General features: G+C 66.8%; 11 protein-coding genes. 6 read left to right on the forward strand and 5 right to left on the reverse strand.

Translation table 11 applies throughout. The features are described 5' to 3' along the window. Positions 1–66 precede the first annotated feature (66 nt). From ACFSX5_RS12250 to bglA, 6 genes are all read left to right on the forward strand, one after another. A complete protein-coding gene (locus ACFSX5_RS12250) occupies positions 67–1,251 on the forward strand; it encodes an amino acid aminotransferase (protein ID WP_386833770.1) in 1,185 nt (394 codons plus the stop codon). A 73-nt stretch (positions 1,252–1,324) separates the two neighbouring features. Further along, positions 1,325–1,978: a fructose-6-phosphate aldolase gene (gene fsa, locus ACFSX5_RS12255; RefSeq protein ID WP_386833771.1), complete on the forward strand. Its 654-nt coding sequence runs from the start codon at positions 1,325–1,327 to the stop codon at positions 1,976–1,978. Between the two features lie 145 nt (positions 1,979–2,123). Further along, the gene (locus ACFSX5_RS12260; protein ID WP_386833773.1) at positions 2,124–3,251 is read left to right on the forward strand and encodes an Mrp/NBP35 family ATP-binding protein; all 1,128 of its coding nucleotides are present in this window, start codon (positions 2,124–2,126) and stop codon (positions 3,249–3,251) included. Between the two features lie 79 nt (positions 3,252–3,330). Further along, entirely contained in the window at positions 3,331–4,644 is a 1,314-nt protein-coding gene (locus ACFSX5_RS12265; RefSeq protein WP_386833774.1) for a GH1 family beta-glucosidase, read from the forward strand. A gap of 53 nt (positions 4,645–4,697) precedes the next feature. Then, the gene (locus ACFSX5_RS12270; protein WP_386833775.1) at positions 4,698–4,922 is read left to right on the forward strand and encodes a DUF3072 domain-containing protein; all 225 of its coding nucleotides are present in this window, start codon (positions 4,698–4,700) and stop codon (positions 4,920–4,922) included. A gap of 184 nt (positions 4,923–5,106) precedes the next feature. Next, positions 5,107–6,777, forward strand: a complete 1,671-nt coding sequence (gene bglA / locus ACFSX5_RS12275) for a beta-galactosidase BglA (protein ID WP_386833776.1) — start codon at positions 5,107–5,109, stop codon at positions 6,775–6,777. A 69-nt stretch (positions 6,778–6,846) separates the two neighbouring features. On the opposite strand, the gene ACFSX5_RS12280 is transcribed toward bglA, so the two are convergent. From ACFSX5_RS12280 to ACFSX5_RS12300, 5 genes are all read right to left on the reverse strand, one after another. After that, positions 6,847–8,403: a dipeptide ABC transporter ATP-binding protein gene (locus tag ACFSX5_RS12280; RefSeq protein ID WP_386833777.1), complete on the reverse strand. Its 1,557-nt coding sequence runs from the start codon at positions 8,401–8,403 to the stop codon at positions 6,847–6,849. After that, positions 8,390–9,229 carry an ABC transporter permease gene (locus tag ACFSX5_RS12285; RefSeq protein WP_386833778.1) on the reverse strand — a complete coding sequence of 280 codons (840 nt, stop codon included), beginning with the start codon at positions 9,227–9,229 and terminating at the stop codon, positions 8,390–8,392. The genes ACFSX5_RS12280 and ACFSX5_RS12285 overlap by 14 nt, the downstream gene beginning before the upstream one ends. Then, positions 9,226–10,179 (reverse strand): ABC transporter permease, encoded by a 954-nt coding sequence (locus tag ACFSX5_RS12290; protein WP_386833779.1) that lies wholly within the window; start codon positions 10,177–10,179, stop codon positions 9,226–9,228. The genes ACFSX5_RS12285 and ACFSX5_RS12290 overlap by 4 nt, the downstream gene beginning before the upstream one ends. Positions 10,180–10,212: 33 nt before the next feature. Further along, positions 10,213–11,691 carry an ABC transporter substrate-binding protein gene (locus ACFSX5_RS12295; RefSeq protein WP_386833781.1) on the reverse strand — a complete coding sequence of 493 codons (1,479 nt, stop codon included), beginning with the start codon at positions 11,689–11,691 and terminating at the stop codon, positions 10,213–10,215. A gap of 150 nt (positions 11,692–11,841) precedes the next feature. Then, on the reverse strand, positions 11,842–14,451 hold the full coding sequence (locus ACFSX5_RS12300) for a histidine kinase dimerization/phospho-acceptor domain-containing protein (RefSeq protein WP_386833782.1): 2,610 nt from the start codon (positions 14,449–14,451) through the stop codon (positions 11,842–11,844). Between the last annotated feature and the right edge of the window lie 58 nt (positions 14,452–14,509).

Below are 14,509 nucleotides of genomic sequence, written 5' to 3' on the forward strand. Positions count from 1 at the left end.
CTTCTGCAATTGCAAAACCCCACCGCCCGCCTATAAAGGCCACGCCTCTTACCGGACCCTCCTGCAATGTTTGAAACCCTCACCAAGGCCCCCGGCGACAAGATCCTGGCGCTGATGGGCGAGTATGCCGCCGACCCCCGCCCGGCCAAGATCGACCTCGGCGTCGGCGTCTACAAGGACGAGGCCGGCACCACCCCGGTGATGTCCTCGGTGCGCAAGGCCGAGCAGCGCATCCTCGAGTCCGAAAAGACCAAGACCTATCTCGGCATTGCGGGCAACAAGGGTTTCGCCAACGCCGTGCTCGATCTGGCGCTGGCCGATAGCGTCGACCGCTCGCGCGTCCGTATCGCCCAGGCCCCCGGCGGCACCGGTTCGCTCTGGGTGCTGATGCAACTGGTCAACCGCGCCCGTCCGGGCACCACGGTGTGGGTCTCCGACCCGACCTGGCCCAATCATAACCCGATCGCCGTCAACTCCGGCCTCAAGGTCGCGACCTACCCCTATTTCGACGCCGAAACCCGCGGCGTGAAGTTCGACGCCATGCTGGCTGCGCTCGACAGGCTGGGCCCGGACGACGTTGTCCTGCTCCACGGCTGCTGCCACAACCCCACCGGCGCCAACCTCACGCCCGAGCAGTGGGACCGGGTGGCGGAGAGCCTCGCGCGCACCGGCGCCCTGCCGTTCATCGACCTCGCCTATCTCGGCTTCGGCGACGGCATCGAGCCCGACGCCTACGGCACCCGCAAGGTGCTCTCGATGGTGCCGGAAGCCCTGGTGGCCTTCTCGGGCTCCAAGAACTTCGGCCTCTATCGCGAGCGCATCGGTGCCGCCATCCTGGTCGCCCGCAATGCCGAGGCAGCCGACATCACCCAGTCGCAACTGCTCAACATCATCCGCGGCGCCTATTCGCAGCCCCCCGATCATGGTGCCGAGATCATCCGCACCATTCTCGAGGACAAGGAGCTGCGAGCCGAGTGGGAGCGTGAGCTCGACCACATGCGCGCCCGCATGATCGGCCTGCGCGAAAAGCTCGCCGAAGCCATCCGCCAGCGCAGCAACTCGACCGACTTCGACTTCATCGCCGAGCATCGCGGCATGTTTTCGCTGCTCGGGCTCGAAAACAGCGTCGTCGAACATCTAAAGGCCACCAACGGCATCTATATGATCGGGGACAGCCGCATCAACGTCGCCGGCATCCCCGAGGATCGCGTGGGTGACCTCGCCGAGGCCTTGCTCGCCGCCACCCGCTAACCTTGCGGCCGGGTGGTGCCGTGCTACACCTTGGTCAACACGCCGCGCCGGCAACCGAAATCAGGAGGGAACGATGAAGTTCTTCGTCGATACTGCAGAAGTCAAAGACATCCGCGAACTGCACGAGGCTGGCCTCGTGGACGGTGTCACCACCAACCCGTCGCTGATCGCCAAGTCCGGTCGGAACATCAAGGAAGTCATCAAGGAAATCTGCGACGTGACCCCCGGGCCCGTCTCGGCCGAGGTGGCTTCGCTCGAATATGACGGCATGGTCGCCGAAGGCGAAGTGCTGGCCAAGATCGCCTCCAACGTCGTCGTCAAGCTGCCGCTGACGCTGAATGGCCTCAAGGCCACCAAGCACTTCAAGGAAGCCGGCATCAAGACCAACGTCACCCTGTGCTTCTCGGCCAACCAGGCGCTGCTCGCTGCCAAGGCCGGCGCGACCTATATCTCGCCCTTCATCGGCCGCCTCGACGATATCAATCTCGACGGCATGGAACTGATCGAGAACATCCGCACCATCTACGACAACTACCAGTTCGAGACCCAGATCCTGGCGGCCTCGATCCGCAACGCCAACCACGTCACCCAGGCGGCTCTGGCCGGCGCCGACGTGGCCACCATTCCGCCCGACGTGATCCGCAAGCTCGCCAACCACCCGCTGACCAATTCGGGCATCGAAGGCTTCCTCAAGGACTGGAAGGGCACCGGTCAGTCGATCCTGTAGTGGCTCGGACCAATTCTATTCACGTCCTCGATGTCACCCCCGCGAAAGCGGGGGCCCATCCTGAGATATCAAGATGGATCCCCGCTTTCGCGGGGATGACACCGGGTGGGATGGGAGTTCGGGGTACAGAGGCACCCGTTCGCTAATGTCCGACCCCGATCTTGCCGCCCGCATCAAATCCGCGCTGGCCGCCGTGGAAATCCCCGGCGGCGCCGACTTGGCGGGTTATGCCGGGCTCTCGGAAATCATCGTCACCCCCGGCGCCGTGGCCTTCGCCATTTCGGTTGCACAGGGCATGGAGGCGGCCTTCGGCCCCGCCCGCGAGCAGGCGATCGCCGTTGCGCAGCGCGAGGCTCCGGGGCGCAAGGTGATGGTGTCCATCACCTCCGAAAAGCAGACCGGCGGTCCCCGGTTCTCCCACGGCACGCCGCAGCCGCCCGGCAAGACGCCGGTGCCCGGCGTCCGCCACATCATCGCCGTAGGTTCCGGCAAGGGCGGCGTCGGCAAGTCGACCACCGCCGTGAACCTGGCGCTGGCCTTCGCTGCCGAAGGCCTCAGGACCGGCATCCTTGACGCCGACCTCTACGGCCCCTCCATCCCCAAGCTCCTCGGGCTCGAAGGCCGCCCCGCCATCCGCGAGGACGGCATCTTCACGCCCCATGGTGCCTATGGCCTCAAGGCCATGTCGATCGGCTCGATGCTGACCAAAGACCAGGCAGTGGTGTGGCGCGGTCCGATGGCAACTTCGGCCCTGCGCCAGTTGCTGCGCGAAACCGACTGGGGCGAGCTCGACGTGCTCGTCGTCGACCTGCCGCCCGGCACCGGCGACATCCACATCTCGCTGTTCCAGCAGGTGACGCTGGACGGCGCCGTGATCGTCTCGACCCCGCAGGATCTGGCGCTGATCGATGCCAAGAAGGCCGTCGACATGATGCAGCGCATGGGCGTGCGCCTGCTCGGCCTGGTCGAGAACATGAGCTACTTCATCGCCCCCGATACCGGCCGGCGCTACGACATCTTCGGCACCGGTGGTGCCGAGCGCGCGGCGGCCGAACTCGGCATGCCGTTCCTCGGTGCCATCCCGCTGGTGATGTCCATCCGCGAGGACTCCGACGCCGGGCGTCCCCCACTTGTCGCAGAACCAGACGGGCCGGAAGCCAAGGCCTTCCGCCAGATCGCGCGCGCGGTACTGGCGAGCGCAGGCAGCGATCCGTTCGCCACTATTACCGAATGGGCATCTGCCGCGGACGGCAAGGCGTACCGCGATCTTTGAACTGCAATCGATTGCACAACCGGCCTCGGTCGGTTATCAGCCTTGCTCCACCGGTAACGGCCGAGTGAATGAGGGGCACATGTTCACAGTCGAGCGCAGCAATTTCGGGCCGGGCTTCACCTTTGGTGTCGCGACCGCCGCGTATCAGATCGAAGGCGGTCAGCGTGACGGTCGCGGCCCTTCGATCTGGGACAGCTTTTCCGCCACGCCCGGCAATGTCGTCGGTGGCGACACCGGCCGCGACGCCTGCAACCACTACGAACTCTGGCCGCAGGATCTCGACCTCATCCGCGACGGCGGCTTCGATGCCTATCGCTTCTCCTTCGCCTGGCCGCGGCTGATCCCCGAGGGCACCGGTGCCGTCAACCAGGCCGGTGTCGACTTCTACGATCGGCTGATCGACGGCATGCTCGAGCGCGGGCTCAAGCCATACGCCACTCTCTACCACTGGGACCTGCCGTCCCCGCTGCAGGACAAGGGCGGCTGGATGAACCGCGACATTGCTGGCTGGTTCGCCGACTATGCCGCGCTCGTCGCCGACAGGTTCGGTGATCGCCTCGCCGCCACCGCCACCATCAACGAGCCCTGGTGCGTCGCCTTCCTCAGCCATTTCCTCGGCATTCATGCCCCCGGCTATCGCGATATCCGCGCTGCCGCCCGCGCCATGCACCACGTGCTCTTCGCCCACGGTACTGCCATCGACGCCCTGCGCGCCAATGGCGCCAAGAACCTCGGCATCGTGCTCAATCTCGAAAAGTCCGAACCGGCCTCGGACTCCGAAGCCGACAGGCAGGCGGCGAATTTCGGCGACGCCATGTTCAACCGCTGGTACCTCGGCGGCGTGCTCAAGGGCCAGTATCCCAGGGAAATCCTCGACTTCCTTGGCGACAACCTGCCCTCCGGCTACGAGGCGGACATGGAGGTCGTCTCCCGCCCGCTCGACTGGCTCGGCATCAACTACTACACCCGCGGCCTCTACAAGGCGTCCGGCGATCCGGCGCGGCCGGTGGAGCAGGTCAAGGGCGACCTCGAAAAGACCGATATCGGCTGGGAAATCTACCCGCAGGGCCTGACTGACCTGCTGGTGCGCGTCTTCAACGAATACACCAAGGTGCCGCTCTATATCACCGAGAACGGCATGGCCGAGGTCGAAGGCGACGACGATCCGCGCCGCGTCAGCTACTACGACGCCCACTTGCAGGCGGTGAAGGCAGCGCAGGACCAGGGTGCCGATGTGCGCGGCTATTTCGCCTGGTCGCTGCTCGACAATTACGAGTGGGCCGAGGGCTATGCCAAGCGGTTCGGCCTCGTTCATGTCGACTACCAGACGCAAAAGCGCACGCCCAAGGCGAGCTATCGCGCCTTCCAGGGCATGCTGCACAACACCCGCTGAGGGAACCCGTCGCCGGTGAGAACATTGGGAGAACAGAAACAGGAGTTCTCCCGATGTCGAACACCAATCCCAAGGTCGATCCCGGTCCGCATTCGAACCTCGAAAAAGATCCGGACGACTGGACCACGGGCGACGATCCGATGACCGACGCCCAAGCCTCCTACCTCAAGACGCTGAGCGAGCAGGCCGGCAAGCCTGAACTGTTCGAAGACCGGCTCAGCAAGGCCGAAGCCAGCAAGCGCATCGACGCGCTGCGCGAAGAGGTGGGGCTGGACTAGCCCCCCTTTCTCCCAAACGGGGCGGGGAAGCTCAAGGAGGGCGAGAAGCCCTCCCGCCTCATCCGGCGCTGCAGCGCCGCCTTCTCCTGACGGGGAGAAGAGTGCGGAACCATCCGCCACCCACCACCTTCTCCCGCGCGAACCGTGGTGCTAGACACCGCGCCAGCATTCGCGAGGAGCCCCCATGTCCGCCATAACCATGATGACCGAGCCGCGCACCGAGCCGGAACAGGAACTCGATCGCGACTGGTGGCGCGGGGCGGTGATCTACCAGATCTACCCCCGCTCCTTTCAGGATCACAACGGCGATGGCGTGGGCGATCTGACCGGCATCACCGAGCGCCTCGGGTACGTCGCGGACCTTGGCGTCGATGCCATCTGGCTGTCTCCGTTCTTCACCTCGCCGATGAAGGACTTCGGCTACGACGTCTCCAACTACCGCGACGTCGATCCCATCTTCGGCACCCTGGGCGATTTCGACCGGCTGCTGGAGAAAGCCCACAGTCTCGGTCTCAAGGTCATCATCGACCAGGTGATCAGCCACACCTCGGACCGCCATCCCTGGTTCGCCGAATCGCGCGTCTCGCGCACCAATGAACGGGCGGACTGGTACGTCTGGGCCGATCCCAAGCCCGACGGCACGCCCCCCAACAACTGGCTGTCGATCTTCGGCGGCTCGGCCTGGGCGTGGGACAGCCGGCGCATGCAGTATTACCTGCACAATTTCCTCGCCAGCCAGCCGGATCTCAACTTCCACAACCCGGCAGTGCAGGATGCCCTGCTCTCCGACATGCGCTTCTGGCTCGAGCGCGGCGTCGACGGCTTCAGGCTCGATACGGTGAATTTCTACTTCCACTCACAGGGGCTGGAGTCCAATCCCGTGGTGCGGCCGGAGGATTTCAACGCCTCGACAGCTCCGGCCGTGAACCCCTACAACTTCCAGGAACACCTGTTCGACAAGAGCCGCCCCGAGAACCTGGCCTTCCTCGAGCGTCTGCGCTCCCTCATGGACCAGTACCCCGGGACCACGACGGTCGGCGAAATCGGTGACAGCCAGCATCAGCTCGAGGTGATGAGCCAGTACACCTCCGGCAGCCAGCGCCTCCACATGGCCTACACCTTCGACTATCTCGGCGGCGAGTTCAGCGCGGCGCACTTCCGCAAGTCGATCGCCGACACCGAGGCCGCCGCGCCCGATGGCTGGATCTGTCTTGCCTTCTCCAACCACGACGTCGTGCGGCATCTCAGCCGCTGGGCGGCCCGCGATCACCAGGAGGCCTTTGTTCGCCTCGCGATCACGCTGCTGCTGAGCATGCGAGGCTCGGTCTGCCTCTATCAGGGAGAGGAACTCGGCCTGCCCGAGGCCGAGCTGGCCTTCGACGAACTGGTCGATCCCTACGGCATCGAGTTCTGGCCCGAGTTCAAGGGCCGCGACGGCTGCCGCACGCCGATGGTGTGGCAGGCCGCTGCGCCGCAGGGCGGCTTTTCGAGTGCGCCCAAGACCTGGCTGCCGGTGCCCAACAACCATCTGATGCGCGCCGTCGACCAGCAGCTCGCCAATCCCGATTCGGTGCTGCAGTTCTATCGGGCCGTGCTCGCCTTCCGCAAACAGCACCCGGCGCTGAGCAAGGGCACCATCACCCTGCTCGAGGCGCCGACGGGCGTGCTGGCTTTCATCCGAGAAGGGGAGGGTGAGCGGCTTCTGTGCGTGTTCAACATGACCGAGGCCGCCGCTGAATTCGTCGTGCCGCCGGGCATGGACCCGCACGACCTCGGCTGCCCCGGCGTCGTGGCTGCCGTGATCGAAGGCGAAATCGACCTTGAGCCGTTCGGGGCCTATATCGGCCGGCTGTAGTCTCGCACCGCGCCCCCCATAGGCCTCGTGGTGAGCCTGTCGAACCACGAGGGCGCGGGCACGGACGCTCTAGCCCACCTCCGGCAACCGCGCCGCCACCAGGTCCTGCGTCAGCCGGTGCTGCGGCGCGGCGAAAATCTCGTCTGGATCGCCTTCCTCGACGATCCGTCCGGCCTCCATCACCAGTACCCGGTCCGCCATGGTCCGCACCATGTCGAGATCGTGGCTGATCAGCACGTAGGTGAGCCCGTGCTCGGCCCTGAGCCGCGCCAGGAGCGCCAGCACCTCGCCCCGCACCGACACATCGAGCGCCGAGACCGGCTCGTCGAGCACCACCAGCTTCGGGCGGGTCACCAGCGCCCGGGCGATCGCCAGCCGCTGGCGCTGGCCGCCGGAGAATTCATGCGGATAGCGATCCAGCATCGCCGTATCGAGGCCCACGGCCAGCACTGCCGTTTCCACCCGTTTCCGCCGTGCCGCGGCATCGAGCCCCCGCTCCAGCCGCAGCGGCTCGCCCACCGATTGTCCCACCGTCAGCCGCGGATCGAAGCTGCCGAACGGGTCCTGGAACACCAGCGACAGATCGCGTCGAAGCTCCGCCGGCAGGTCGGCCCCGCGATAGCTCTGACCTTCGAAGCGGAGCGCGCCGGACGTGGCGGTGTCGAGCCCGACCAGCACCCGCGCCAGCGTGGTCTTGCCGCACCCCGAAGGTCCGACCAGAGCCAGGCACTCCCCCTGATGGAGGGTGAAGCTCACCGAATCCACCGCCCGGAAGGACGGGCCCCGTAGCAGCCACCGCCGGCTGGCATAGTCCCGTGTCACCGCCTCGGCTTCGAGCAGGATCGGACCCGAGGGCGCCTCGGCGCCGGTGTGCCGCTCCAGCTGCGTTGCCGCCACCAGTCGCTGCGTGTAGGGCTCCCGCGGCGCCCGGAACACCGCATCGGTCGCCCCCGTCTCGATCATCCGGCCGCGGTGCATCACCGCCACCCGGCTACAGAGCGCCGCCACCGCCTTGAGGTCGTGGCTGATGAACAACAGCGCCATTCGCCGGCGCTCGCAGATCTCGGCAATCAGATCGAGCACCAGCCGCTGCGTGATCAGGTCGAGCGCCGAAGTCGGCTCGTCGGCGATGAGCAGGTCCGGCTCGCTGGCGAGCGCCATGGCGATCATGACCCGCTGCCGCTGCCCGCCCGAGAGCTGGTGGGGGAAGCGGCGGGAATGATCCGGCGCCAGACCCACTTCTTCGAGCAGCGCCAACACTGCGCCCTCCGGCTCCCCTGCCGGTAGGTTGATGCGCATCGCCTCGGCGATCTGCGCCCCGATCCGCATCAGCGGGTTCAACGCTGTCATCGGCTCCTGGAAGATCATGCCGATGCGCTTGCCGCGCAGCCGCGCCATGGTGCGCTCGTCCTCAGGCAGCGGCTGTCCGTCGAAACGGATGCTGCCGGACATGGCGGCGCCTTCCGGCAAGAGGCCGCTGACCGCCAGAGCCGTCATGGTCTTGCCCGAGCCGCTCTCGCCAATGATGCCGAAGCGCTCTCCCGGCGCGATGCTGAACGCGACATCCGCCACCGCCTCCAGCACGCCGAAGCGAACGGAAAGGCCTGTTGCTTCAAGCAAGGACATCGCTGGTGCCCTGCCTGAGCCGCGGGTCGAGCGCATCGCGCAGGCCGTCGCCGGCAATGTTGAGCGCGATCACGATGAAGACGATGGAGAGGCCCGGCACGATGCTGAGCCAGGGGTGGACCAGGAACATCCCCTGCGCATCGCGCAGCATCAACCCGAGGCTGGTCTCCGGCGGTTGCGTGCCGATGCCGATATAGGACAGCCCCGCCTCCGACAGGATGCCGAGCGAGAGCTGGATCGTGCCCTGCACGATGATGAGGCTCATGATGTTCGGCAGCAGGTGTCGCAAGGCGATCGCTGCCTTGCCGAGCCCCGCCAGCCGCGCCGCCGCGACGAAATCGAGCGTGCCGATGCTCATCGCTCCGCCCCGTGCCACCCGCGCGAATACCGGAATGTTGAAGATGCCGATGGCGATGATGGCGTTGGTCGCGCCGGGGCCGAGCAGGGTGGTGATGAGGATGGCAACGACCACCGCCGGAAAGGCGAACATGAAATCGCTTAGCCGCAGCACCATCCATTCCACCGCGCCGCCCCAGGCTGCCGCCGCCAATCCGAGCGGCACGCCGACGCCGGCGCCGATGACTACCGATAACGCCGCCACCTGGAAGCTGGTGAAGGTCCCCGACATCACCAGCGCCAGCATGTCGCGCCCCAGGTGGTCGGTGCCCAGCCAATGATCGGGGCTCGGCGGGAGGAAGCGGCGACCGATATCGATCTGCTCGATGGGGTAGGGCGTCCACACCAGCGAGGTGAGCCCGACAAGGACGAACACCAGTGTCGCCGCCAGCCCGACCGCGAGGCTCGGATGTTGCAGGAGCCGCTTCACGGTGTCGTCCGCTCCCTCAGGCGCGGATCGACCAGCGCATAGGTGAGATCGGTGATCAGCATGGTCGCAGTCACCACCAGCACCAGGATGATGGTCGCACCCTGCACCAGCACGAGGTCGCGCTCCAGCACGGCATTGAAGACCAGCCGCCCGAGCCCGGGCAGGTAGAACACGTTCTCGACGATGATGGTGCCCGCGATCAGGAAGGCGAACTGCAGGCCCAGAATGGTCAGCACCGGCAGAAGCGCATTGCGAACCCCGTGCCGCCACACCGCTTCCCCAAGCGTCAGCCCTTTGGCTCGCGCCGTGCGGATGAAATCCTGTCCCGTGACGTCGACCAGCGCAGTGCGCATCACCCGCGCCAGGATCGAAGCCTGCGGCAGCGCCAGCGCCAGCGCCGGCAGGATCAGCCCGCGGAAGGCGAGGCCCGGATTCTCATGCCACGGCGTGAAGCCACCGGGTGGCAGCCAGCGCAGCGCCACGGCGAACACCAGCGTCAGCAGCATGCCGAACCAGAAATTGGGAATGGCGATGCCGGTCTGGGCCAGCACCATCAGCGCGGTATCGAGCGGCTTGCCCCGGCGCCGCGCCGCGAGAATGCCGAGCGGCAGCCCCACCAGGGCGGAGATCACCATCGCCATCACGGCAAGCGGCACTGTCACGCCCACCCGGTCCCAGATCAACTGCGCCACCGGTGCCCGCTGGGTATAGGACTGTCCGAAATCGCCGCGCAGCATTCCGAACAGCCAGTCGAAGAAGCGTTCCGGGGCAGGGCGGTCGAGCCCCATCTGCGCACGCAGCCGCGCCACCGCATCCGGCGACGCATTGAGCCCGAGCGTGAACTGCGCCGGATCGCCCGGCAGCACGTTCAGCACGGCAAAGATCGCCACCGCCGCCAGAAACAGCGTCACGGCAAAGCCGAGCACCCGGCGCACGAAGAAGGCGATCATCTGACCGCCTTCCCGGTGAGGGCCGGCCCGCCGCTACTCAGTCCAGTGGATGTCCCGCAGCACCAGCCCCTCGATGGGCGAGTTCGGCCACATGCCGGCGAGCTTGCTGTTCCACACACCGGTCTGCGGCAGCTGGAACAGCCAGCCATTGACCGCGTCGCGCGCAAGCATCTCCTGCACCTCGACAGCGAGTTCCCGGCGCTGGGCGTCGTCAGTGGTGCCATTGAGCTCGTCGATCAGCGCCTGGAATTCGGGATTGTCGTAGCCGAAGTAGTAGTCGGGGTTGGCGTAGTTGCCAACGTCGAACGGCTCGACATGGCTGATGATGGTCAGGTCGTAGTCCTTGTTGGAATAGACGTCCTCGAGCCACTGCGCAAACTCGACATTGATCAGCTCGAGCTGGATGCCGACTTCGGCAAACTGGCTGGCAATGATCTGGCCCGACAGTCGGGCGTAGGCCAGTGGCGGCAGCTTCAGCGTTGCCGAGAATCCGTCCGGATATCCTGCCTCCGCCAGCAGCGCCCTGGCCGCTTCCGGATCATGGGGATAGGTGCCGGTCAGATCGACATAGTACGGGTTGTGCGGGGCAAAGTGCGAGCCGATCGGGGTACCATAGCCATAGGTCGCGCCTTCGATGATGGCTTGCCGGTCGAGCGCATGTGCCATCGCCTGGCGCACCTTGAGATCGTTGAACGGCGCTTTCTGGTTGTTGGTGGCAAGGATCGTCTCGCCTTCGGTCGAGCCGACCAGCACGGTGAACTGCGGATTGCCCTCGAACACCGCCAGCGCCTCCTGGCCGAAATTGTTGGTCCCGTCGATGTCCCCGGCCAAGAGCGCACTGGTCATGGCTCCCGTATCGGCGATGAACAGGTAGGTGGCGCGGCTCAGCGCCGGCGCCTCGCCCCAATAGGGTTGGTAGCGCTCGAGGATGACGCGGCTGCCGCGATCCCACTGCACGAAGGCGAAGGGCCCGGTGCCGATCGGTTCGTTGGCATTGTTGTCGGCGCTTTCCGGCGCCACGATCACCGCATCGCCGCGGCCGAGGTCGAACAGGAAGTTGCCGATCTGGCGGCTGAGCTTGAGCTCCACCGTCAGCGGGTCGATCACCGTCACGCTCTCGATCGGCTCGTAGAACTCCTTGTGGGCATTGACGCTGTCCGGCCCCAGAATGCGCTCGAAGGTGAACTTCACGTCCTCGGCGTCGAAGCTCGAACCATCATGGAAGGTCACGCCCTCGGCCAGGGTGAAGGTATAGGTCAGCCCGTCTTCGGAAATGGTCCAGTCGGTCGCCAGCCCCGGCTGCACCGCCCCGTTCTGGTCCACCCGCGTCAGGCCCTCGAACACGTTCTGGTACACCACGATGTCGATGGCTTCCGCCGCACCGGCGGTGGGGTCGAGGATCGGTGGCTCGAGGGCGACGCCGATCCGGATGTCGGTTTGCTGCGCCACCGCCGGAACTGCGCAAGTCGCCAGCGCCGCCGCCAGCCATGAGGCCTTCACCCAAGCATGCATACTCGTCCCCTGTTTGTCTGGCCGGATGGCCGCTCCGCGCCCCTAATAGAACATCGCCACTGACATGGCAGCACCGGAGCCGGTGATACTTTCCTACGAGGCGAGACCCGTTGAGCAAGTTCAACCCACGCAAGGGCCGGCGCAGGATTCTCAGTGCTCTTCGGCGACGCCGGACTTCTCGGCCGGCTCCACACACCCTGCGGGAATCCTGAGGCTGAACAGCAGCCCCTGTTCCCCCGCGGGATCGACCGCGAGCGAAAAGGTGTTCACCGCCAGCAGCGAGCGGGTCAGCGCCAGTCCGACACTGGAGCGCACCGGCGCCAGCGCCTGACCATCGCGGCCGACCCCGTCGCGGAACACCACGAACCGTTCCGCCATGTCCACCGGCGTATCGGAGCCGTCGCGGATATGGATGGCGATGCCGCCATTGTCCTCGTGCTGCGCCGAGATCACCACCGTGCCGCCGGTGGGCGTCTGGTCGATGGCGCTTGCCAGCAGATTGAGTACCGCCTGCGCCAGCGAGGCACGGTCGGCGGTGATCCGCGGCAATCGCTCGGAAATACCGCTGCGCACGAACACCCGGGCGCTGCTCGCCTGCTGGCGCACCCGCACCACGCTGCTCTCGAGCAGGCCGGCAAGGTCGATGCTGGCGCGTTGCGGCAGGTAGCGGCCCTCGCGCAGCCGGGCATAGTCCTCGAGCTCGTCGACCAGCGCGGCGATCTCGAGCCCGGCGCTGGCGATATCGGCGGCATAACTGTTCTGGCGGTCAGGATCGAGCGCCCCGGTCGCGGCGGTCCGCAGCAGATCCGAGAAGCCGATGATGGTGTTGAGCGGCCGCCGCACCCCGCGGCTGATGCGCGCCAGCAGGCCCGGATCGTCACCGCTTCCTGCGGCCGCAAGCCGCGCCGCAGCCGAAGGAGTGGCGCGCGGACGGACCAGCCCGAAATAGCCGGACACCACGCCCGCCTGGCCTTGCGCGAACAGCGCCAGGTCACCCCGGCCGTTGCGCAGCCGCAGCGTTTCCGCCGGCCGCGCCGTCTCGGCAAAGCGGGCCGGGCGCTCGAGAAAGGCGCGGAGGGTCTCGCGATCGGAATCGGCGATGAACTCGATCAGCGTCTTGCCGGTGGCCACCGATTCGCCCAGCACCTCGCGGGCGCGGCCGGAGAGGGCGCTGACCATGCCGGAGCGCGTCGCTTCGATGAAACCGTCGCCGCTGATCTCCGCGAACGCCTCGGCGAAGGCGCGCACCGCCGCCTCGTGTCCGGTGCGCACTTCGGTGGCGCTGGCCGACAGCATCAAGGCCGGCCGGCCATGCCAGGAGATCGACTGCAGCCGCGCCGTCACCGGCACTAGCGTGCCGTCCCGCTGAACCAGGTGATTGACCGGTCCTGCTGCCGGCTCGTCGGGGCCTGCCGCCGGAAACACCGCCGCGAGCCCCGCCTGACGCAGGCTCTCCACCGACTCGTAACCCACCATTTCGGTGATGGCGCGGTTGGCGAACAGGATCTGCTGGTCGCGAAACACCAGAATGCCCAGCGGCAGGCGGTTGAGCACCAGGGTCTCGCCACCCAGGCTCACCAACTCGCCGGCCTTGGCCGGGGAAGCGACGGGCGCCGGATTGGTGTCACCGACGCGGTCGTTGAGGATTCGGGCAAGCTCGTCGAAATTGTAGCGCGAGACCCGCTCCACCGTTTCCGGATCGGGCGGCGTTTCCGCTGCCGGCGGCGGAGCAGTCTCGGGCTCGGCCGGCGTTTCCGCCACCGGCTCCGGTGCAGTCTCCGACTCGTCTGCTGGGACGATCCGGCGGGCAGTCACCCGGAACAATTGCGTCGTACCTTCACCCTCGGTCACGGCGAGCGCCGCTGCCTCGGTCTCGTCCGGCGTCGGCTCCTCGGCTGCCGGTGCCTCGCTCGCTTCGGTCCGCTCTGCTTCAGCAGGCTCGGCGGGCTCGTCGCTCAGCATCTCGATCAGCCGCGACAGCCGGTTTCGAACCGAGCGCGCCTCCTCGGGCGCCGGCTGCGCCTCGGCCTCTCCGGCCGACTCCGTCCCGTCCGGCTCCGTCTCGGCCGAACGGTCTTCGGTGCCATATTCTGCAAGGGCGATGTCGCGATCCCAGTCCGCCTCCTCGGCGGGTTCGGCTGCTTCCTCCGTGTCCTGCACGGTCGGTGCGGCAACGGGCGGTGGCTCGACCGATTCGACCCATGCGTCGGCATCGGCCTCCGACAGATGCTCCGGCTCGACAGGTCCTTGCGGCGGCGGTTCGGCCTCCGACGGTGCCTGCGGCGGCGGAGCTGTCTCGGGGTGGATGGCGGGTTCCGGGTCCACCACCGCTTCCGGGATCGACTGTGATTGATCCTGTTCTGCGTCGGCCGCTCCTGCGCGCGCCGCTGTCAGCACCGCCTCGTCGATGGGATCGACCCCGACGATCAACAGCGCTGTCTGGCTATCCCCCCAGGCGAGCGGCGTCACCGTGCAGGTGGCGGAGGCAGGGCGCTCGCCGGCGAGAAACTGGATGCGGGCCAGGCTTGCCCTGCCCACGGAGCCGAGCCGAATGATGCGCTGCACCTGTCCCTTGATGGGAGCGGCCAGCGGCTGCTTCTTGAGGCCGTGCTTCTTCACCTTGGCCAGGAAGAGCTCCGCCGCCTGGTTGTGCCACAGCAGGCTCTGCCCGTCCTGCGACCAGAGCCAGGCCGGGCGCGCATCTTCGGCATGCGCCATCACGCGCTGGCCGCTCGGCGATGTGGTCCAGTCGACGTTCATGTCGCCCCAGCGGGTCTCCGGTACTCAACGGCTGGAGCTGTACCAATTCGGCACAGAT

This window comes from Devosia albogilva (assembly GCF_042685625.1).
In the GTDB taxonomy this organism is placed as follows: Bacteria; Pseudomonadota; Alphaproteobacteria; order Rhizobiales; family Devosiaceae; genus Devosia; species Devosia albogilva.